Source organism: Georgenia sp. Z2081, assembly GCF_055326445.1.
Map to the genome: position 1 here is coordinate 195,227 of NZ_JBUZNK010000005.1, position 18,107 is coordinate 213,333.

The window sequence follows — 18,107 nt, forward strand, 5'->3', positions numbered from 1 at the left end:
GACCGGGGAGGGACACCGTGGCCCGCCACCTCACCGTCACGCTCGTGTCCCGCGGGGTCACGTGCCGAGCGCGCCTGCTCGACGACGAGGCCCCCCTGACGAGCGAGGCGGTATGGCGGGCGCTGCCCCTGTCCGGCGCCGCGATGCACGCGAAGTTCGCGCGCAACGAGGTCTACACGCTGCTCCCCCGCATCACGGATGCGCCGCGGCGCGAGAACCCGACGGTGACGCCGATCCCGGGCGACCTGTGCCTGTTCGACTTCGAGCCGTGGGAGATCGGCAACCCCGCCTTCGGCTACGAGCCGGGCTCGGCCGCCCACGCGGCCGGCGGGGCGACGGACCTGGCGATCTTCTACGGCCGGAACAACCTGCTCGTCAACGGCGACGTCGGCTGGGTGCCCGGCAGCGTGTTCGGCACGGTGGTCGAGGGCCTGGCCGAGATGGCCGAGGCGTGCAACGACGTGTGGCGCACCGGGTTCGCGGGCGAACGGCTCGCGTTCGCCCGCGCGGACTGACGGGCGCGCCCCCGCCGACGAGACGGCCGACCTGCGCCGTGCGTCCGCCCGCGCGGACCGGGGCGACCGGGCCCGCCGGGTGGCAGGCGCGGCCCGCTCAGTCCTGCAGCTGCTCGACGAACCGGGCGACGGCGAGCACGAGGTCGTCGGAGTGCCGCGGCCCCACGATCTGCAGCCCCACGGGCAGCCCCGCGGCGGTGGTGCCCACGGGGACGCTGATCGCCGGCTGCTGGGACAGGTTGAACGGGAAGCTGAAGGTGGCCCACTGCGGCCACCGCTCCAGCCCGGAGCCCGGCGGCACCTCGTGGCCGGCCTCGAAGGGCGGGACCGCCACGGCGGGGGTGAGCAGCAGGTTGTGGCGCTCGTGGAAGGTCCCCATCGTGATGCCGACCTGGGCCGCGACCGCGCGGGCCTGGAGGTACTCGACGGCGGAGAAGGTCTCGCCGCGGTCCCAGACCCGGCCGAGGCCGGGGTCGATCGTGTCGCGGGCGCCCGGCATGGTGCGCAGCAGGGTCGCGGCCCCGCTCGCCCACAGCAGCTCGAAGGCCTCGATCGGGTCCGTGAAGCCGGGGTCGGCGGCGTCGACGTGCAGGCCTGCGGCGTCGATGCGGGCGACGGCGGCGTCGACCACGCGGGCGACCTCGGGGTCGACCCGGGCGTAGCCGAGGTCGCGGGAGTAGGCGACGTGCAGGCCTTCGACGTTGCGGCCCAGCTCGCCGCGGAACGTCCGGGCCGGGGGCGGCATCTGGGTGGGGTCGCGGTGGTCGGGCAGGGCGAGGATGTCCATGAGCAGCGCGGCATCCTCGACGGTGCGGGTCATGGGGCCGGCGTGCGCGAGGGGCCCGAACGGGCTGGCCGGGTACATCGGGACGCGCCCGTGGGTGGGCTTGAGGCCGACGATCCCGCAGAAGGAGGCGGGGATGCGGATGCTCCCGCCGCCGTCGGTCCCGACGGCGACCGGCGCCATCCCGCCCGCGACGGCGGCGGACGCCCCGCCCGAGGAGCCGCCGGCGGTGAGCGAGGGGTCGACGGGGTTGCGGGTGACGCCGGTCAGCGGACTGTCGGTCACCGCCTTCCAGGCGATCTCGGGCGTGGTGGTCTTGCCGACGAACACCATCCCGTCGGCCCGCAGCCGCGCCGCGACCGGCGAGTCGACGTCCCAGGCCTGGTCCGGGTCCACCGAGCGGGAGCCGCGCAGCGTGGGCCAGCCCTTGGTGAGGAAGATGTCCTTGATGGAGATCGGGACGCCGTCGAGCAGGCCGGCGGCGTGGCCGCCGAGCCACCGCTCCTCGGACGCCCTCGCCTGCGTAAGCGCGGCCTCGCGGTCGAGCAGGCAGAACGCGCCGAGCTCGCCGTCGACCTCCTCGATGCGGTCGAGCACCGCGGTGGTGACCTCGACCGGGGAGAGATCGCCGGAGGCGTAGGCCGCCACGAGCTCGGCCGCGGACATCTCGACGGGGTTCATGACTCGCTCCCTGGACTCGGCACGTATCCCAGCTCCTGGTCGACGACGTTGCGCAGCTCCGCGCCCGACGTCCACCGCCGGTAGTTGTCGACGAACAGGTCGGTGAGGGCCTCCCGCCAGCCGTGGAAGTCGCCGGCGTTGTGGGGGGTGACGACCACGCCCTCCAGGTCCCACAGCTCGTGGCCCGGCGGCAGCGGCTCGGGGTCGACGACGTCGAGCGCGGCGCCCGCGATGCTCCCGGCGCGCAGCGCGGCCACGAGGTCGTCCGTGCGGACGAGCTCGCCGCGGCCGACGTTGACGAGCCGCGCGTGGGCCGGCATCGCGTCGAACGCGGCGGCGTCGAACATGCCGTGGGTCTGGTCGGTCAGCGGCGCCACCGCCACGACCCAGTCCGCCCGCGCGAGGGCGGCGTGCAGCTCGTCCGGTCCGGTGACGTCGCCGAGGTCGGGGTCCCCCGTGCGCGCGCGACGCCCGGAGACGGTCACCTCGATCCCGACCGCCCGCAGCAGCCGGGCGGTGGCCCGTCCGATCGGTCCCGTGCCGACGACGAGCGCCCGCGTCCCGGCGATGCGCTCGGACTCGCGGTGCACCCACCGGTGGTCCCGCTGCAGCCGCAGGGAGCCGGGGACGTCCTTGGCGAAGGAGAGGATCTGGGTGAGGACGTACTCCGCGATCGGCTCCTCGTACAGGCCGCGGGAGTTGGTGACGACCACGTCGCTCCCCCGCACCTCGGGCGTCATCACCTTGTTGACGCCGGCCGCCGCCACGTGCAGCCAGCCGAGCCGGTCGGCGGCGTGCCATGCGCCGGGGACGGCGCCGGAGAGGAAGTCGTACGCGAAGAGCACGTCCGCGCCCCGCAGGGCGTCGGCCAGGCCGCCCTCCTCGGCGAGACGGATCTCGGCGTGCTCGGCGACGGGGCGCAGGGCGTCCTCGGGCGGGACGAGGCCGTCGTGGAGGACGACGACGACGGGCTTCTCGGGCACGTTGACAACGTATGAGCGGCGTTCCTAGATTGTCAACAATATGGCAATCTGGCGCGGCGCGGAGGTGGGGCCATGGCTCTGACGGGCGCCGAGTTCGACGGCCCGCCGACCCAGCGCGGCATCGGCGTCATCGCGCCCTTCGACCTCGCCCTCGAGCGGGAGCTGTGGCGCTGGGCGCCGCTGGACGTCAGCTTCCACCTGGCACGCACCCCCTACGAGCCGGTGCCGGTGAGCCTGGAGATGGCCGAGCTGGTCTCCCGGCACGAGCACCTGCGCACGGCCACGCGGGACGTGCTCGGGGTGGAGCCTGAGGTCGTGGCCTACCTGTGCAGCTCGGGCAGCTTCATCCACGGCCTCGCCCACGAGGAGAAGCTGCGCGCCGCGATCCTCACCGCCGGAGCGCCCGCGGCGGTGACCACGTCCGGAGCCCTGGCCGAGGCGGTCAGGGAGCTCGGCCTGGAACGTGTCTCGGTGATGACGCCCTACGACGAGCCGCTCACCGACCGGCTGGTCGCGTTCCTCGCGGAGCTGGGCGTGGAGGTGGTGCGCTCGCTCCACCTCGGGCTCGGCGGCGGCATCTGGAAGGTCAACTACCGCACGGTGGCCGAGCTCGTCCTCGCGGCGGACGACTCGCGCTCGCAGGCCGTGTTCGTCTCGTGCACGAACCTGCCGACCTACGACATCATCACGCCGCTCGAGGACCGGCTCGGGAAGCCGGTCCTCACGGCCAACCAGCTCACCGTCTGGGCCTGCCTGGGACGTATGGGCCTGCCGATGGTGGGTCCGGGGCGCCGGCTGCGCGGCGTGTTCGACGACGCCGGCATCACGACCGCCGCCGGCACCGCCGTCGAGGAGGCCACATGAGCGCGCACGCACCGACCGTCGGCATCATCTACCCCGGGCACGCGGCGGAGGACGACTACGCCCTGGCCGCCGGGATCCTCGGCGCGCAGCTCCCGCTCGCCCACGTCTACGGCACCGACCTGCACGCGGCCGACGAGCTGCTCGACCTCGGGGCGCCGGAGCGCCTCGCCGAGGGAGCACAACGCCTCGCGCCCCACCGGCCGGGGTCGGTGATGTGGGGGTGCACCTCCGGCGGCTTCGTCCGGGGTCCCGAGGGCGCACGGCGACAGGTCGAGCGGCTGTCCCGGGCGGCGGGCGTGCCGGCGTCGAGCACGAGCCTCGCGTTCGTCGCCGCGCTCGAGGTCCTCGGCGTCTCGCGGGTCGCGGTGGCGGCCACCTACCCGGACGACGTCGCGGCGATGTTCGCCGGCCTCCTCGGCGACGCCGGGATCGAGATCGTCGCCGCCCGCAGCGCGGGGATCACCACCGCGGCCGAGGTGGGCACGCTCGCGCCGGACCGGGTGCGCGAGCTCGTCCTGGCCCACGAGCGCTCCGACGCCGGGGCGGTCCTCGTGCCGGACACCGCGCTGCGGACGATCGCGCTCGTGCCCGAGCTCGAGTCGCTGCTCGGCCGGCCCGTGCTCACGGCCAACCAGGTGACCGTCTGGCAGGGTCTGCGCCTCGCGGGGGCCCGCACCACGGCCACGGATCTCGGACAGCTGTTCACCCAGGAGGCAGGATCGTGACCATCGATGAGCTCCGGCCCGCGCGGCGCCGCTCCACGGTCGAGCACGTGGCCGAGGAGCTGCGCGCCGCCGTCATGTCGGGCCGGCTCACGCCGGGCACGCAGCTCGGCGAGGTGGAGCTCGCCGAGCGGTTCGAGGTCTCCCGGGGCCCGCTCCGGGAAGCCATGCAGCGCCTGGTGTCCGAGGGGATCCTCGACGCCGTCGTCAACCGCGGCGTGTTCGTCCACGAGCTGTCGCTGGACGAGATGATCGACGTCTACCGCACCCGGTCGGTCATCGAGCGCGGGGCCGTCGAGATCGTGCTGGACGGGCGGCGCGAGAAGGCGCACCGCGCGCTGGGGCGCAGCGTGCGGGCGATGCGGACGGCCGCGGCGCGCGACGACGCCGACGCGGTGGCGGACGCGGACCAGGAGTTCCACGAGGTGCTCGTCGCCTGCTCCGGCAGTCCGCGGCTCATCCGGGCGATGCGGACCCTCGTCGTCGAGACCCGCATGTGCCTGGGCGAGCTGGGGACCACCTACCCGGACCTGGGCGGCCAGGTCCGGGAGCACGAGGAGCTGTGCGAGGCGATCCGCGACCAGCCGGGCGACAGCGTCAAGGCGCTGCTCGTCGCCCACCTCGACGACGCCGTCGCGCGCCTCGTCACCAAGCGCGGGGACGAGCAGCCGGCACCGTCGCGGTCCCGCTAGGGGATGACCATCCGGACCTCGGCGAGCGCCGTCCGGTTCGCGGCCGCGATCCCCAGGGCCGTCCGCCTCGGCGGCACGCCCGAACCGAACCACTCCTCGAGCAGCTGGCCGACCTTGGCCCGCATCTCCGTGCCGAGGCGGTCGAAGGAGTCCGCGGGGTCGGTGCCGACCTGGCCCTGCAGCAGCCACCACGCCCACGCGGCGGCGCCGGCGTTCGCCACGAAGTCGGGCACCACCGGGATCCCGCGGGCGGTGAGCGTCGCCTCGGCGTCCGGCGTGAGGCCCGCGTTGGCGGCCTCCACCACCACGCGGGCCGCGACCCGGTCGGCGTTGTCGGCGCGGATCGCGTAGGACACGGCCGCGGGGACGAGGACGTCGGCGGCCACGTCGAGCACGACGTCGCGGTCGAGCTGCAGGACGTCGTCGGGGATCCGCGACCGGTCGATCTCCCCGTAGTCGTCGCGCAGGTCGAGCAGGGCGGGGACGTCGAGGCCGTCGGCGCGGTAGAGCGTGCCCGCGGCGTCGGCCATGGCCACGACGCGTGCGCCCGCGAGGTGCAGGTACCAGGCGGCGCCGCCGCCCATCGTGCCGACGCCCTGGACCGCGACCGTGGCTGCGGTCGGCTCCGTGCCTGCCGCGGTCAGCGCCGCGAGGCAGGCCTGGGCCACGCCGTAGCCGCCGATGATCTCCCCGAGCAGCAGGCCGTCGGGCGTGCGGGCGGCGAGCCCGGCCTGGACGCGGCGCAGCGCGCGGTCCGGCGCAGCGGAGCGCCCGATGGCGGCGTGGTAGGACTGCTCGAGCCCGAGGCGGGCGAAGGCCTCGTCGATCGTCGCCTGGGTGACACCGAGGTCCTCGGCGGTCACCCAGTGCTCGTCGAGCCACGGGAGCATCGCCGTGCAGAACCGCTCGAGCACGTCGGTCGCACGCGGGTCGTGCGGGTCGAGGTCGATGCCGCCCTTGGCACCCCCGACCGGGAGCCCGAACGCGGCGGTCTTGAGCGACATGCCGCGGGCGAGGTCCGCGACCTCGTCGATCGTGCAGCCCGCCCGCATCCGCGTGCCGCCCGTGGCCAGGCCGCCCACGAGGTTGTGCACCACGAGGAAGCCGCGCACGCCGGTGACCGGGTCGGTCCACTCCAGGCGGTGGGCGTCCACCGGCTCCGCGGAGGCCGGGAGGTGCTCCGGCGGCGCGAGAGTCGTGCGGGTGTGCGGGTCGTGCATGATCGTCACGGGGACCACCTCCGTCGATGCTTCGTGTCCCGCCAGCGTGCGAGCGGCTCCATGACGGCGTCCAGCAACAGTTCGTGCACGGTGCTCTGCACGTTTCCTGCACAGCGAGCGACCGGCGCGGCGCGGCTCGCCCCCGGCCGCGCGTGCTGTCCCGCCCCTACGCTGACCGCATGGAGCTGTCGCTACGTCGACTTCGCATGCTGCGCGAGCTCCATCGGCGCGGCACCGTGACCGCGGTCGCCGCCGCCCTGCACTACAGCCCGTCCGGCGTCTCCCAGCAGCTCGTCCAGCTCGAGCGGGAGGTCGGCATGCCGCTCGTCGAGCGGCACGGCCGCCGCGTGCAGCTCACCGAGCTCGGCGTGCTGCTCTCCGAGCACGCCGACGAGATCCTCGCGTCGGTGGAGCGCGCGACCGCCGCGCTCGAGGGCGCCCAGGAGGGCATCAGCGCACGGCTCACGGGCGGGGTGTGGGCGTCGGTGGCCACCGGGCTCGTCCCGTCCGCCCTCGCCCGGCTCGCCGTGGACCACCCGGGCATCGAGGTCCGCACCACCGAGCTGCCGCCCGAGGCGACGGCCGAGGCGGTGCTCGACGGCGTGCTCGACTTCTCGTTCGTCATCGACTACTCCGACTACCCGATGCCGTGGGAGGGCAATCTCGTCCGCACGGTGATCGCGGTCGAGCGGCTGCACGTGGCCGCGCCGGCGGGCGTGCTCCCCGGCGGCACCCTCTCCCTCGCGCAGCTCGCCGACTCGCCGTGGATCCTGGCGGGCTCCCGCTCGCACTTCGGCCGGGCCGTGCGCATCGCCTGTCAGCGGCACGGGTTCGAGCCGCGGATCGTCCACACGGTCGAGGAGCAGTCCACGGCGTTGGCCATGGTCGCCGGCGGGCTCGGCGTCACCCTCGTCTCCGACCTCGGGCTCACCCTCCTGCCCGACGGGGTCGACATCATCGCGCTCGACGAACCGGTCATGCGCACCGTCTCGATCGTCTCCCGGGCGGGCTCGCCGCTGCGCCCGTCGCTCGAGCTCGTCATCGACGCGGTCCGCGTCGCCGCCGCGGCCAAGGGGCTCGCGGCGAGCTCCAGCCTGCCCCTGACCGACGAGGCGTGAACGCGGCTACCGGCGGCCGGCCCGCCTGCCGGGGAGCACCGACCTAGACTCTCCGGGTGACGTCGAGCGACCCCGCGGACGAGCGCCCCGAGGCCTCCCCCGCCGCACCCGCGCCGACCGGACCGGACCCAGCGACGATCTCGTCCTCCTCCTCGACCCCGGGCCCCGGCGCGTCCCGGCACGGGCGGCCGTCCCGGCGCACGGGGCTGCTCCGACGTCGGGACGACTCGCCCCGTCCGCTGCACGGGAGCGCCGACGAGGTCGAGCACACGCTGCGCGCCCGCCTCGGCCTGCGCCCCCTCGGCGAGGTCCTCGACCCCCGCGCCCGGGTCCTCGGCTGGGTGGTCCCGCTGCTCGTGGGGCTCGTCGCCGCGGTGATCCGCCTGCCCCGGCTCGGCATCCCCGAGCGGCTGGCGTTCGACGAGACCTACTACGTCAAGGAGGCCTACTCCTTGCTCACCCTCGGGTACGAGGGCGACTGGGTCGGGGACGACGCGAACCCGCTGTTCGCGGACGCCGACTTCTCCGCGCTGACCTCCGATCCCGACTACGTCGTGCACCCCCCGCTGGGGAAGTGGATCATCGCCCTCGGGATGCGGCTCCTCGGCCCGGAGAACCCGGAGAGCTGGCGGATCGCCTCGGCTCTCGCGGGGATCGTCATGGTCGTCCTCGTCGCCCGGCTGGGCGCCCGGCTGTTCCGCTCGCCGCTGCTCGGCGGCGTCGCCGGCCTGCTCCTCGCCCTCGACGGCGTCGGTATCACGGCCAGCCGCATCGGCCTGCTCGACATCTTCCTCGCCCTCCTCGTGCTCGTCGGCACGATGCTCGTGGTCAAGGACCGCGAGTCGACGCGCGCGATCCTCGCCCGTCGCTCCGCGGAGGCGATCGCCCGCTCCGGCACGGGGCTGCTCCCCCGCTCCGGCGCCCCGTCGGTGGGCATGCGGTGGTGGCTGGTGGCCGCCGGCGTCGTGCTCGGCGCCGCGTGCGGGGTCAAGTGGTCCGGCGCCTACGCCGTCGCGGTGCTCGGCCTGATGATCTTCGTCTGGGACACGGCTGCGAGGCGCGCCGTGGGTGCGCGCGCCTGGCTCTCCGACGGGGTCTGGCGCGGCGGGGCGCCCGCGTTCTTCGCGCTCGTCCCGACGGCGGCGCTCGCGTACGTGGCCAGCTGGGCGTCGTGGTTCGCCTCGTCGTCGGCGTTCCACCGGACGTGGGCGGCCGACCAGCGGGCGGCGGGCATCCCGACGGGTTACCCGTCGTGGCTCCCGGACTCCTTCGTGTCCTGGTGGGACTACCACGCGATGATGATGGAGTTCCACACCGGGCTGGTGAACCCGCACGAGTCCCAGGGGCACCCGCTGGTGTGGCTGCTCCAGCTGCGCCCCACCCTGTTCTACCGGGCCGGCGGCGAGGAGCGGACCACGCTGGGGATGTGCGGCGACGAGCAGTGCATCGCCGGCGTGACCTCGATGGGGAACCCGCTGATCTGGTGGCTCGCCGTCGTCGGCCTGGGGGTCGTCCTGTACGCGGCGTTCCGGCTGCGGGACTGGCGCGCGTGGGTGGTCCTGTCCGGCTACCTGTCGATGTGGCTGCCGTGGGTGGTGCTGTACTCGCACCGCACGATCTTCCAGTTCTACTCGATCGCGTTCGTGGCGTTCGTCGTCCTCGCGCTGACCTACGCGCTCGGCTGGGTGCTGGGGATCCTCCGGCCACCGACCGACGCACCGGTCCCCCGCGGCGAGCCGCGCGAGAGCGAGGTCGCGCGGTGGCGGTGGCTCCGCGGCCACTTCGCCCGGGTCGTGCCGTTCGCGCAGCGGCCCGCCGTGCCGGACGTTTCCGGCGCGGTGCCCGCCGGGCCCGGGACCGGGAGCGACGTGCCCGACGACGGACGCCGGCCCGACGGCGAACGCGGGACCCCCGGTGACCGGCCGCCCGCCGCGCGCCCGGGGCTCCTCGCGCTCGCGGTCTCGGAGGACGCCTCGACCTCGATGGGGCGCACGGGGTGGATCGCCCTGGGCGTCGTGCTCGTCTCCGTGATCGCCGTCTCGGCCTGGTACTACCCCGCGTGGACCGCGTGGAACCTCACCGAGGCCGCGTGGGAGCTGCGGGTCTGGGGCGGCTGACCGGCACGGACCCGGTTGCGCGGCCTCAGCGCCGGGGGCCGATGCCGAACATCGCCCGGACCATGCCGCGGGTGCGCCGACCGTAGGGGGCGCGCACGAGCGCGAGCGTGTCGGGCCGCAGGGGCTTGCTGAACACCGACTTCTCGTGGCTGAAGAGCCGCACCGACGCCTCGCCGTGGTAGGCACCGGTCCCCGACTCCCCCACGCCCCCGAAGGGCAGACCGGGGGTGGAGAGCTGGAGCATGGGCGCGCCGAACGCCATGCCGCCCGCGCGGACCTCGCGCACGAGGCGCCGACGGTCGGCGTCGTCGTCGGGAAAGGCGTAGGCGGCGAGCGGGTGCTCGCCGGCGCGGATCTGGTCGATCGCCGAGCCGAGGGAGTCGACCTCGACGATCGGCAGGACGGGGCCGAAGATCTCCTCGCTCATCACCCGGTGGTGGGGGCGGACGCCCGTGAGGATCGTCGGCTCGAGGTAGCGGGCGGCGGTGTCGCGACGTCCCCCGTGGTGGAGGTGGGCTCCGGCGGCGACGGAGTCGTCGAGCAGCGCCGCGACGCGGGCGTGGTGCTGCTCGCTGACCAGGCATCCGTAGTCGGGGCTCGCGGACGGGTCCGCCCCGTACATGGCGCGCACGGCGTCGGCGAGGTGGTCGGCGAGCGGGCCGGCGGCGTCGGGCGTGGTGAGGACGTGGTTGGGGGCCACGCAGGTCTGGCCCGCGTTGAGCCACTTCGCCCAGGCGATCCGACCGGCGACCGCCTTCAGGTCCTGGCGCGGGTCGACCCACACGGGGCTGCAGCCGCCCAGCTCGAGCGTGACCGGGGTGAGGTTCTGCGCCGCGGCGGTCGCGACGATGCGGGCGACCCGGCTGCCGCCGGTGTAGAAGATGTGGTCGAGGCGCTCCTCCAGCAGCGCGGTCGTCGTCCCCGCCCCGCCCTGCACGATGCCGACGACGTCCGGGTCGAGGTGCCGGGCCGCGAGGCCCGCCAGCGCGCGCGAGGTGGCGGGCGCGACCTCGCTCGGCTTGAGGACCACGGTGTTCCCGGCGGCGAGCGCCCCCACCAGCGGTGCGAGGACCAGCTGGACCGGGTAGTTCCACGGCGCGATGACACCGACGACGCCGAGCGGCTCGCGCACGACGGTCGCCGACGCCGGCAGGAGTGTCGCCGGCACCGGCACGCGGCGGTTGCTGGTCCACCGCCTGAGGTTCCGGGCGACATGGTCGAGCTCGCCGACGGTGAAGGCGATCTCGACGAGCCAGCTCTCGGTCGGGTGCCGGCCGAGGTCGGCGGCCAGGGCGTCGCCAAGCTCGTCGCCACCCTCGGTCAGGAGGCGCCGCAGGTCCGCGAGGTGGGCACGCCGGGACTCGCGCGGGAGGGTGGCCCCGGCCTCGAACGTGCGCCGCAGGCGCGCGACGACGCCCGGGACGTGGGCCTCGTCGGAGGGCACCGGGGGATGCTGGTCGGCCATGTCCTCGACCGTAGCCGCCGGGGTGGGGTGCCGCAGGGTGCGGTGGTGGCGCCGGCGCGGATGCGGGTGCGGGTGCACCCACGTGCGGGTGACGTCTCCACAGGTGTCGCGGCGACCTCGCCATCCACAGCGGGTCGGCCGCAGCGTGCGCCGCCGGCCCGAGAGACGTCACGATGCACCTATGACGCAGACGAGCAGCGACGCCGCGACCGAACCCGGGGACGGCCTCGTCGTCGGGGAGGACGGTCTCGCCCGGCCGGGATGGGCGGCGACCGACCCGCTGCTGCGCGAGTACTACGACTCGGAGTGGGGCATGCCGGTCACCGACGAGCGGGGGCTGTTCGAGCGGATCAGCCTCGAGGTGTTCCAGTCCGGGCTCGCGTGGGTGACGATCCTGCGCAAGCGGGCGGCGTTCCGGTCCGCGTTCGCGCAGTTCGACCCGGACGCGGTGGCGGCGTTCGACGCGACGGACGTCGAACGGCTGATGGCGGATGCGGCGATCGTCCGCAACCGACGCAAGATCGACTCGACGATCGACAACGCGCGGGCGACCGTGGCCCTGCGCGAGGCCGGCGGGCTGGTGGACCTCGTGTGGTCCCACCGGCCGGATGCCACACCTGCCCCGCGGTCGGTGGACGAGGTCCCGAGCTCGTCGCCGGAGTCCGTGGCCCTGGCGCGGGCGCTCAAGACCGCCGGCTTCCGCCACGTCGGCCCGACGACGATGTTCGCCCTGATGGAGGCCGTCGGGATCGTCGACACGCACCTGGTGGGTAGCCACCGGCGCGGGACCTCGGGGGTGTTGGGGTCGGCCGTCTGATCGGCCCTCGTCAGGGAGCAGCGCCGGGGTCCAGGCGGCGCAGTCCCGGTACGCCGTCGAGGTCCCGGTCCGGCGAGACGATCGCGTCGAACCCCTGCTCGAGTGCGGTCGCTGCGTGCACGGCGTCGCGACCGCCCACGCCGCCGGCGGCGACGAGATCCAGCATGCGGGAGACGATCGTGTCGTCGAACGCGTGGACGCGGCACATGGTCCGCACGTCTCGCACGAGCGAGACTGCCACGCCCCGATCCCCCCGCCGCATGCGATGGAACAGGAGCTCCTGGATCGCCTCGGTGCTGATGTTGAGCTCGACGTCACCGGCCGCGGCGGCGTGGAGCAGTGCCCGGCAGGGCTCACGCAGCGGATGGTGGCCACCCACGGCGAGCGCCAGCACCGCGGTGTCGACGAAGATCCGCTCCCTCACTCCGCGCCTGTGGACGTGGCGTCGAGGACCGGACCGGGATCGCGGCCCGCAAGAAGGCTCGCCTTCGAGTCGGCCCAGTCGGGCTCGGCGGCACCGGGTTCGGCGGTGGCCTCAAGCACGCGCCGTGCGGCCGCTCCAGCTGCTGAGGTCGCTGCCGCGTCGTCGAAGTGGGCGTCGATCGCCGAGCGCACGAGGGCGCCGACGGAGCGCCCCGTGGCACGCGCCTCGGACTCCAACCGCTCGTACCTCTGCGCGTCGACGAGGACCTGGAGCCGCCGCTCGAGCAATGACATGCGCAGACCGTAGCATGTGCATACCTGCTCATGTCTGGAGTCCCCGCCGTCCCACCTGGTGGGCTCAGCCGGTTCCGCGCCGCACGACCCCAGGCCGGCACGGTTCACTACGCCGGACATCTCGTCGACCCCGAGGAGCAGCACGTGACCGACCACCAGACCTTCACCGCACGGCTCGACGCCGGCCCGGTGATCTGCGCCGAGGGATTCCTCTTCGAGCTCGAGCGGCGCGGCTACCTCACCGCCGGCGAGTTCGTGCCCGAGGTCGCGCTCGAGCACCCCGAGGCCCTCACGGCGCTCCACGTCGACTTCCAGCGAGCCGGGTCGGACATCGTGGAGGCGTTCACGTACAACGGCCACCGCGAGAAGATGCGGGTGATCGGCAAGGAGGATCTGCTCGAGCCGCTCAACCGCTCCGCGCTGCGCATCGCGCGCGAGGTCGCCGACCGCGTACCCGGCAACCTCGTGGCCGGCAACATCTCGAACTCCAACATCTGGGACCCGTCCGACACCGCGCGCCAGGACGAGGTGCGTGCGATGTTCGAGGAGATGGTCGGCTGGGCCGTCGAGGAGGGCGCCGACCTCATCGTCGGGGAGACCTTCTACTACGCGGGAGAGGCGCTGGCCGCCCTCGAGATCGCCAAGGGCTCGGGCCTGCCGGTGGTGCTCACCCTCGCGCCGATGGCCTTCCAGGAGATGGCCGACGGACTCGGGATCGTCGAGACCGCACAGCGCCTCGAGCAGGGCGGGGCCGACGTCGTCGGGCTCAACTGTTTCCGGGGCCCGGACACGATGCTGCCGTGGCTGCGCGAGATCCGCGCCGCCGTCTCCTGCCACGTGGGCGCCCTGCCGATCCCCTACCGGACGACGGAGGCCGAGCCCACGTTCTTCAACCTCTCCGACGTCGCCGCCTCCGTCCCCGCGCCGCACGGCCGGACGTTCCCGACCGCGCTGGACCCGCTGTACGCCAACCGCTACGAGATCGGCGCGTTCGCCCGCGAGGCCCTCGACCTCGGCGTGAACTACCTGGGCGTGTGCTGCGGCGCGGCGCCGATCCACATCCGCGAGGTCGCCGAGGCGGTCGGGCGGACCACGGAGGCGAGCCGGTTCTCCGAGCGCATGGAGAACCACTTCATGTACGGCAGCCACGAACGGCTCCCGGAGCACATCGCGGCCCTCGGGTCGCGCGCCTGACCTGGGTCGCCACCCTGCGGGCAGGCCTCGACAGCTTCAGGCCCGTCCGGGTAGCGTGCCGGCAACCCCCGGGGAGCGCCTGCAGGCGCTGAGAGTGCGGAACGACCGCAGACCCGCCGACCTGATCCGGTTCGTACCGGCGTAGGAAGCAGGGAGCCTGTCGGCCGCCGTGCCGGGAGGTCTCGATGTACCCGCGGGCCGAGGAAGGCACCGTGACCCAGCACGACACCACCCGGACGGACCCGGGCACCCGCTCGACCGGCACGAGCATCGCCACCGACACCGTCTCGACCGACGCCACCGAGCAGCGCGGGATCGGCATGCGCGTGAGCATCCACCCGCACACGAGCGACTTCGTCGACGTCATCCTCGGCTCGCTCGCCGACGTCGCCGACCGCGGCCTGCTCGACGGCCTGGTCGTCGAGTCCGACGCCGTCAGCACGTACGTCGGCGCCCGCCGTGCCCCGGCCGAGCAGCGCCTGGCCGCCTACGCGGCCGGGCTGGTCGAGGCGGCCTCGCGCCGCACCGACGGCGGCCACGTCGTCGCCCACATCCTGCTCTCCCGCGGCTGCCCCGGCGAGGTGACCTGCGAGCCGGGCGCCGTCGTCGGCGGCGGCGAGCCGGTCGAGCTCGCACCGACCGGGATCGCCGCGCGAGCGCAGTGGTCGCTCTACCCGCTGCTCGACGGCTCGTCCGGCGCCGGCGAGCACATGGAGCCGATCATGGCGGCCATCGCCGAGGCGCGGGAGCGGGGCGTGGCGAGCGAGGCCGCGCACTACGCGACCATGCTCACCGGCGACCTCGCCGAGGTCCTGGCCACGGCGACGGACGCGTGGGCGCGGGTCGGCGCGAGCGTCCCGCACGTCGTCACCCATCTCACGGTCTCGGTGGGTTCGCCGAGCGAGCAGGTGGCGTCATGAGCGGCGCGGACCAGAGCCACGGGTACGGCCCGTGGGCGCTGAAGGACCTCGTGATCGTGGTGGTGCTCGGCGCGGTCTTCGGGTTCGCCTACTGGGCTCTCGTCCAGGGCTGGAGCGGGCTGCGCGTCCTCATGGGCCCCGCGGGCGACCTCTCCGAGCACGTCCTCTTCGGTGGTTGGCTGATCGTCGCCCCGATCGCGGTGGCCATCGTGCGGCGTCCCGGCGCCGGCGTGCTCGCCGAGGTCCTCGCCGCGACCATCGAGTTCGCGTTCCTCGGTTCACCGGTCGGCCCGCTGCTCCTCGTGGCGGCCCTGCTCCAGGGCGTCGGCTGCGAGCTCCCGTTCTTCCTCACCCGCTACCGGAGGTTCGGGTGGGGCATCTTCGCCCTGGCCGGGCTCCTCGGCGCAACGCTGGTGTTCTTCTACTCCGCGTTCCGCTCGGGCTGGTACGGGCAGGACATCTTCGCGCTGCGCCTGGCGATCCAGGCGCTGTCCGGCGTCGTCCTGGGCGGGCTCCTCGCCAAGGTGGTCGTCGACGCGCTCGCGCGCACCGGGGTCGTGGACAACTTCGCCATCGGCCGGGCCGGTCAGGCATGACGGGCCTGTCGGCACGGCCGGCCCGGACCTCCCCCGACGACAGGGCCGCCACCGGGCACGACCGTCCGGCCGTGGGCACGGCGGCGGCGTCGGCCGTCGCGCTGACCGACGTGTCGGTGCACTTCCCGCGCCGGCCGGAGCCGGCGCTGAGCGGTGTCACGCTCGGCGTCGCGCCCGGCGAGCACGTGGTGGTCCTGGGGCCCTCGGGCTCGGGCAAGTCGACGGTGCTGCAGGTGATCACCGGGGTCGTGCCCCACACGGTGACGGCACGGGTCACGGGGGAGGTGACGGTGGCCGGGGCGCACGACCTCGGCACGCCCGTGGTCGAGCGCTCCCGCCGCATCGGCGCCCTCGCACAGGACCCGGGCGCCGCGGTGTGCCTGCCGGTGGTCGAGCAGGAGCTCGCGCTCCCGCTCGAGAACCACGGCACCGACCCGGCCGCGATCGACGACCGCATCGACACCGCGCTCGACGCCGTCGGCGCGGGCGCGCTGCGCGACCGGTCCTCCGCCGACCTCTCCGGCGGCGAGTCGCAGCGGGTGGCGCTCGCGGCCGCGCTCGTCACGGAGCCGGAGGTGCTCGTCCTCGACGAGCCCACCTCGATGCTCGACCCGGCCGGCATCGCCGCCGTGCGCGACGCACTGGGCACGGCGGTGCGGCGCCACCACCCGACGGTCGTGCTCGTCGAGCACCGGCTCGACGAGTGGGCGGGCCCGGCCGGCATCGCCGGGCTGCCCTCCCGCGCCGTTGTGCTCGGCCCCGACGGCACGCTGCTCGCCGCGGGCGACACCGTCGAGATCCTGCTCGCGCACGCCGAACAGCTCGTGGCGGCCGGCTGCTGGCTGCCGCTCGAGGCGGAGCTCGCGGCGGCCTGCGGTGGACCGGGCGGGCTGTCGTCTGCCCGCTGCACCGACTACCTGCGCGGGCTCGCCGCCGAGGTGGCACCGGGGTCGGGCCCGGGGACCGAGCCGGAGACCGATCCAGGACCGGGGCCCGAGCCTGTGTCGGCGCCCGAGTCGGCGCCGACCACTGCCGGACCGCCCCTCCTGTCCGCGCGCGGGCTGAGCGCCGGCCGTGCGGCCTGGCGCGGCGGACGTCGGCGCGCGGGGCGTCGCGGTGGGCGGGACGACGGACGGGGGGCCGGCCCGGCCCCCGAGGACCACCCGGTGCTCACCGGGATCGACCTCACGGTCCGAGCCGGGGAGGTCGTGGCAGTCCTCGGCCCCAACGGGGTCGGCAAGTCCACGCTGCTGCTCACGCTCGCCGGACTCCTGCCGCCGCTCGCCGGCACCGTCACGGGGGCAGCTCCGGGCATGGTGTTCCAGAACGCCGAGCACCAGTTCCTCACGCACACCGTGACCGCCGAGATCGGGCACGGGCTCACCGGCGCGGCGGGCGAGGCCGCGGTGGCGGACCGCCTGCGGCGTCACCGGCTCGAGCACCTGTCCGGGCAGAACCCGTTCCGGCTCTCCGGCGGGGAGAAGCGCCGGCTCAGCCTCGCGGCCGTCCTCGCCCACGACGCTCCCGTCCTCCTCGCGGACGAGCCCACCCTCGGGCTCGACCGGCGCGACGCGGTCGCGACGATGGAGACGCTGCGCGCGGAGTCGGCCGCGGGACGTGCGATCGTGCTCTCCAGCCACGACCTGCGCACGGTCGCCACGCTCGCCACCCGGGTGGTCCTGCTCACCGAGGGCGAGATGATCGCCGACGGTCCGACGCACGAGGTGCTGGGCGACGCGGCCCTCGTGCGGCGCGCGGGGCTCAGCCTGCCCCCGCTCGTGTCCTGGCTGCTCGCGCACGTGCCCGGCACGTCGGTCGCGCACGTGCTGCGCAGGCTCGACGAGCGGGTGCGCCGATGACCGCGCTCACCCGGGCACCGCTCGACGACGCCCCGCTGAGCCGCCGCAACCCCACGGTCAAGCTCGCCTCGCTCACCGCGGTCTCGCTCGCGGTCGTGTTCGTGCTCGACCCGCTCACGCCGCTCGTGCTCTACGTGCTGGCCCTGGCCGCCGTGGCCGTGGGCACCCGGGCCGCGCCGCGCACGCTGGCGCTGGCGCAGCTCCCGTTCCTCGTGTTCGGCCTGGGGGTGCTGTCGGTCAACGTCCTCACCCGTCCCGGGGAGGTGCTGTGGCAGTGGGGCGTGCTGCGCGTGACGGCCGAGGGGTCCGAGGTGGGCGCCGCGCTCGGCGTCCGCTCGCTGGTCATCGGGGTGTGCGTCGTCGGGTTCCTGCTGTCCACCGACGGCGTGGCACTGATGACGAGCCTGCACCACAACGCCCGGCTCGGCGCGCGGATGACCTACGCCGTCCTCGCCGGGTACCGGATGCTGCAGGAGATGCCGCGCGAGTGGTCGACGATCCGGCACGCCCACGCGGCGCGCTCCCCCGGCGTGCGGGGCCGGCCCCCACGAGGGGCGCGCCACCTGGCCGGGGTGGTGTTCACCCTGCTCGTGGTGTCGCTGCGCAAGGGCGAACGGATGGCTCAGGCCCTGGAGTCCCGGGGGCTGGGTCTCGCGCCCCGCACCACGTGGCGGCCCACCCCGGTGCGCGGCGCGGACTGGGCGCTGCTGGCCGGTGTGCTCGCGGTGCTGACCGCCGTCCTCGTCGTCAGCCACCTCGCCGGGACGCTGCGGGGCCCCGGTGCCCTCTTCGGATAGCCGGACGACCGCACCCACCGACGAACCACCACCACCGACGGAGAGA

At 74.8% G+C, this 18,107-nt stretch carries 18 protein-coding genes and 1 riboswitch; of the genes, 12 read left to right on the forward strand and 6 right to left on the reverse strand.

Annotation, left to right across the window (positions count from 1 at the left end):
- Nucleotides 1-17 precede the first annotated feature (17 nt).
- A complete protein-coding gene (locus tag ACZLKG_RS09185; RefSeq protein ID WP_425709317.1) occupies nt 18-515 on the forward strand; it encodes a DUF3830 family protein in 498 nt (165 codons plus the stop codon).
- A 97-nt stretch (nt 516-612) separates the two neighbouring features.
- On the opposite strand, the gene ACZLKG_RS09190 is transcribed toward ACZLKG_RS09185, so the two are convergent.
- Both ACZLKG_RS09190 and ACZLKG_RS09195 read right to left on the reverse strand, forming a co-directional pair.
- Nucleotides 613-1,980, reverse strand: coding sequence for an amidase (locus ACZLKG_RS09190; RefSeq protein WP_463648563.1), 1,368 nt, complete (start codon nt 1,978-1,980; stop codon nt 613-615).
- Entirely contained in the window at nt 1,977-2,963 is a 987-nt protein-coding gene (locus tag ACZLKG_RS09195) for a D-2-hydroxyacid dehydrogenase (RefSeq protein WP_463648564.1), read from the reverse strand. The genes ACZLKG_RS09190 and ACZLKG_RS09195 overlap by 4 nt, the downstream gene beginning before the upstream one ends.
- 72 nt (nt 2,964-3,035) lie before the next feature.
- Between ACZLKG_RS09195 and ACZLKG_RS09200 the strand changes: the two genes are divergently transcribed.
- The 3 genes from ACZLKG_RS09200 to ACZLKG_RS09210 are packed head-to-tail and all read left to right on the forward strand — an operon-like array spanning nt 3,036 to nt 5,241.
- A complete protein-coding gene (locus ACZLKG_RS09200; protein ID WP_463648565.1) occupies nt 3,036-3,827 on the forward strand; it encodes a maleate cis-trans isomerase family protein in 792 nt (263 codons plus the stop codon).
- A complete protein-coding gene (locus ACZLKG_RS09205; RefSeq protein WP_463648566.1) occupies nt 3,824-4,552 on the forward strand; it encodes a maleate cis-trans isomerase family protein in 729 nt (242 codons plus the stop codon). Before ACZLKG_RS09200 ends, ACZLKG_RS09205 begins: the two co-directional genes overlap by 4 nt.
- Nucleotides 4,549-5,241 carry a GntR family transcriptional regulator gene (locus tag ACZLKG_RS09210; RefSeq protein ID WP_425709312.1) on the forward strand — a complete coding sequence of 231 codons (693 nt, stop codon included), beginning with the start codon at nt 4,549-4,551 and terminating at the stop codon, nt 5,239-5,241. Before ACZLKG_RS09205 ends, ACZLKG_RS09210 begins: the two co-directional genes overlap by 4 nt.
- Here the strand turns inward: ACZLKG_RS09210 and ACZLKG_RS09215 are convergent.
- Nucleotides 5,238-6,461, reverse strand: coding sequence for a Glu/Leu/Phe/Val dehydrogenase dimerization domain-containing protein (locus ACZLKG_RS09215; RefSeq protein WP_425709420.1), 1,224 nt, complete (start codon nt 6,459-6,461; stop codon nt 5,238-5,240). The genes ACZLKG_RS09210 and ACZLKG_RS09215 overlap by 4 nt on opposite strands.
- Before the next feature lie 179 nt (nt 6,462-6,640).
- Here ACZLKG_RS09215 and ACZLKG_RS09220 point away from each other — a divergent pair, with 179 nt between their 5' ends.
- Nucleotides 6,641-7,579 carry a LysR family transcriptional regulator gene (locus tag ACZLKG_RS09220; RefSeq protein WP_425709311.1) on the forward strand — a complete coding sequence of 313 codons (939 nt, stop codon included), beginning with the start codon at nt 6,641-6,643 and terminating at the stop codon, nt 7,577-7,579.
- Between the two features lie 56 nt (nt 7,580-7,635).
- Complete coding sequence (locus ACZLKG_RS09225; protein WP_425709310.1) at nt 7,636-9,696, forward strand: dolichyl-phosphate-mannose--protein mannosyltransferase; 2,061 nt, start codon at nt 7,636-7,638, stop codon at nt 9,694-9,696.
- Nucleotides 9,697-9,721: 25 nt separating this feature from the next.
- On the opposite strand, the gene ACZLKG_RS09230 is transcribed toward ACZLKG_RS09225, so the two are convergent.
- On the reverse strand, nt 9,722-11,161 hold the full coding sequence (locus tag ACZLKG_RS09230) for an aldehyde dehydrogenase family protein (RefSeq protein WP_463648567.1): 1,440 nt from the start codon (nt 11,159-11,161) through the stop codon (nt 9,722-9,724).
- A gap of 181 nt (nt 11,162-11,342) precedes the next feature.
- Between ACZLKG_RS09230 and ACZLKG_RS09235 the strand changes: the two genes are divergently transcribed.
- Complete coding sequence (locus ACZLKG_RS09235; protein WP_463648568.1) at nt 11,343-11,978, forward strand: DNA-3-methyladenine glycosylase I; 636 nt, start codon at nt 11,343-11,345, stop codon at nt 11,976-11,978.
- A gap of 10 nt (nt 11,979-11,988) precedes the next feature.
- Here the strand turns inward: ACZLKG_RS09235 and ACZLKG_RS09240 are convergent, their stop codons facing one another.
- Both ACZLKG_RS09240 and ACZLKG_RS09245 read right to left on the reverse strand, forming a co-directional pair.
- Nucleotides 11,989-12,402 carry a type II toxin-antitoxin system VapC family toxin gene (locus ACZLKG_RS09240; protein ID WP_425709307.1) on the reverse strand — a complete coding sequence of 138 codons (414 nt, stop codon included), beginning with the start codon at nt 12,400-12,402 and terminating at the stop codon, nt 11,989-11,991.
- Entirely contained in the window at nt 12,399-12,695 is a 297-nt protein-coding gene (locus tag ACZLKG_RS09245) for a ribbon-helix-helix protein, CopG family (protein ID WP_425709306.1), read from the reverse strand. Before ACZLKG_RS09245 ends, ACZLKG_RS09240 begins: the two co-directional genes overlap by 4 nt.
- Before the next feature lie 30 nt (nt 12,696-12,725).
- On the opposite strand from ACZLKG_RS09245, the gene ACZLKG_RS09250 reads away from it, so the two are divergent.
- The 5 genes from ACZLKG_RS09250 (at nt 12,726) to ACZLKG_RS09270 (ending at nt 18,061) form a co-directional block, all read left to right on the forward strand.
- Entirely contained in the window at nt 12,726-13,889 is a 1,164-nt protein-coding gene (locus ACZLKG_RS09250; RefSeq protein ID WP_463648569.1) for a homocysteine S-methyltransferase family protein, read from the forward strand.
- 59 nt (nt 13,890-13,948) lie between these two features.
- Nucleotides 13,949-14,056: riboswitch (TPP riboswitch) on the forward strand.
- Between the two features lie 45 nt (nt 14,057-14,101).
- Nucleotides 14,102-14,809 (forward strand): YkoF family thiamine/hydroxymethylpyrimidine-binding protein, encoded by a 708-nt coding sequence (locus ACZLKG_RS09255; protein ID WP_425709304.1) that lies wholly within the window; start codon nt 14,102-14,104, stop codon nt 14,807-14,809.
- Entirely contained in the window at nt 14,806-15,405 is a 600-nt protein-coding gene (locus tag ACZLKG_RS09260; RefSeq protein WP_425709303.1) for an ECF transporter S component, read from the forward strand. The genes ACZLKG_RS09255 and ACZLKG_RS09260 overlap by 4 nt, the downstream gene beginning before the upstream one ends.
- A 71-nt stretch (nt 15,406-15,476) precedes the next feature.
- Complete coding sequence (locus ACZLKG_RS09265; protein WP_463648570.1) at nt 15,477-17,264, forward strand: ABC transporter ATP-binding protein; 1,788 nt, start codon at nt 15,477-15,479, stop codon at nt 17,262-17,264.
- Complete coding sequence (locus tag ACZLKG_RS09270) at nt 17,261-18,061, forward strand: energy-coupling factor transporter transmembrane component T family protein (protein ID WP_463648571.1); 801 nt, start codon at nt 17,261-17,263, stop codon at nt 18,059-18,061. The genes ACZLKG_RS09265 and ACZLKG_RS09270 overlap by 4 nt, the downstream gene beginning before the upstream one ends.
- Nucleotides 18,062-18,107 lie beyond the last annotated feature (46 nt).

What these genes read in the sequence shown, in the direction of transcription:
- ACZLKG_RS09190 (WP_463648563.1), bottom strand. Translation starts at nt 1,980, where the DNA reads ATGAACCCCGTCGAGATGTCCGCGGCCGAGCTCGTGGCGGCCTACGCC.
- ACZLKG_RS09200 (WP_463648565.1), top strand. Translation starts at nt 3,036, where the DNA reads ATGGCTCTGACGGGCGCCGAGTTCGACGGCCCGCCGACCCAGCGCGGC.
- ACZLKG_RS09205 (WP_463648566.1), top strand. Translation starts at nt 3,824, where the DNA reads ATGAGCGCGCACGCACCGACCGTCGGCATCATCTACCCCGGGCACGCG.
- ACZLKG_RS09215 (WP_425709420.1), bottom strand. Translation starts at nt 6,461, where the DNA reads ATGCACGACCCGCACACCCGCACGACTCTCGCGCCGCCGGAGCACCTC.
- ACZLKG_RS09220 (WP_425709311.1), top strand. Translation starts at nt 6,641, where the DNA reads ATGGAGCTGTCGCTACGTCGACTTCGCATGCTGCGCGAGCTCCATCGG.
- ACZLKG_RS09230 (WP_463648567.1), bottom strand. Translation starts at nt 11,161, where the DNA reads ATGGCCGACCAGCATCCCCCGGTGCCCTCCGACGAGGCCCACGTCCCG.
- ACZLKG_RS09235 (WP_463648568.1), top strand. Translation starts at nt 11,343, where the DNA reads ATGACGCAGACGAGCAGCGACGCCGCGACCGAACCCGGGGACGGCCTC.
- ACZLKG_RS09245 (WP_425709306.1), bottom strand. Translation starts at nt 12,695, where the DNA reads ATGTCATTGCTCGAGCGGCGGCTCCAGGTCCTCGTCGACGCGCAGAGG.
- ACZLKG_RS09250 (WP_463648569.1), top strand. Translation starts at nt 12,726, where the DNA reads ATGTCTGGAGTCCCCGCCGTCCCACCTGGTGGGCTCAGCCGGTTCCGC.
- ACZLKG_RS09260 (WP_425709303.1), top strand. Translation starts at nt 14,806, where the DNA reads ATGAGCGGCGCGGACCAGAGCCACGGGTACGGCCCGTGGGCGCTGAAG.
- ACZLKG_RS09270 (WP_463648571.1), top strand. Translation starts at nt 17,261, where the DNA reads ATGACCGCGCTCACCCGGGCACCGCTCGACGACGCCCCGCTGAGCCGC.